General features: G+C 69.4%; 2 protein-coding genes. Both read left to right on the top strand.

Going from position 1 to position 1,297, the window contains the following annotated elements:
* Positions 1–195: hypothetical protein (locus U4E84_RS17615; RefSeq protein WP_322533380.1), on the top strand; the 195-nt coding region annotated here is incomplete at its 5' end.
* A gap of 132 nt (positions 196–327) precedes the next feature.
* Positions 328–1,297, top strand: a 970-nt coding sequence (locus U4E84_RS17610) for a redox-regulated ATPase YchF (RefSeq protein ID WP_322533379.1), incomplete at its 3' end; no start/stop codon positions are given.

Genomic DNA, 1,297 nt, shown 5'->3' with positions numbered 1-1,297 from the left:
GACCGCGAGGCGCTCGCCGAGGCGTTCGCGGGCACGACGGTGCTGTTCGCCGACGGCGACGCCGATCTCGGCGACCTGCTCGCCGACGTCGATCAGGAGACGTTCGAGACCGCCGCCGACCCGTACGCCGCGCTCCAGAACGTCCTCCCGATCGAGGCGCTCGGGGAGCCGGGCCAGTCCGACGGCGACGCCTGACCGGGCGAGGAGCGCGGACCGAACCGACGCCGACGCCCCACCGAGCCGAAAGGCGCCCCGCCCCTCGTCACCGCTCCCCACGCCACGGCGCGTCTCGCATCGCTTTTTACCGCGGATCGCGCACTCGTGGTAATGAGCTACCGGATCGGTCTCGTCGGCAAGCCCTCCGTGGGGAAGTCGACGTTCTTCAACGCCGCGACCATGAACGACGTGCCCGAGGGCGCATACCCGTTCACCACCATCGACCCGACCGTCGGCGAGGCGTACGTCCGCGTCGACTGCGCCGCCCCCGAGTTCGACGAGACGTGCACGCCGAGCGTCGGCGTCTGCCGCGCGGGGACGCGGTTCGTCCCCGTGAAGCTCGTCGACGTCGCCGGACTCGTTCCCGGCGCCCACGAGGGCCGCGGCCTCGGCAACCAGTTCCTCACCGACCTCAACGAGACCGACGCCCTGATCCACGTCGTCGACTTCTCGGGGAAGACGGACATCGAGGGCGAGGCGACCGAGGGCCACGACCCGCGCGAGGACATCGACTTCTTGGAGGATGAGCTCGACGCGTGGTACCGCGACGTGTTGGAGAAGGGCCTCGAGAAGTTCGCGACGCGGTACCACGGCGCGGACGCGGCCATCGAGGAGGAGCTCGCCGAGCAGATGTCGGCGTTCGGCATCGATAAGGACCGAATGAAGCGCGTCATCCTCGCCGAGGGGCTCGAACTCGACCCGGAGACGTGGGACGAGACGGACCGGATCGAGTTGGCCCGCGAGATCCGCAAGCGAACGAAGCCGATGGTGATCGCCGCCAACAAGATGGACACGCCCGAGGCGCAGGCGAACTGGGAGGAGATCACGGCCGACCCCGACTACGACCACCTCTCGTTCGTCCCCGCCAGCGCCCACGCGGAGAAAGCCCTCAAAAACGCTGACGAGGCGGGCGTCGTCGACTACACGCCGGGCGAGAGCGATTTCGACGTCGTCGGCGACGTCTCCGGCGAGCAGAGGGTCGGCCTCGATCGGATCGCCGAGTTCGTCGACGAGTACGACGGGACCGGCGTGCAGGGGGCGCTCGAAGCGGCCGTCTTCGACGTGTTGGGCTGTATCGCCG

The organism is Halorubrum sp. AD140, from assembly GCF_034497445.1.
In the GTDB taxonomy this organism is placed as follows: Archaea; Halobacteriota; Halobacteria; order Halobacteriales; family Haloferacaceae; genus Halorubrum.
Note: the sequence above shows the minus strand (reverse complement) of the source record. Positions and strands in the feature narration are given on the sequence as shown.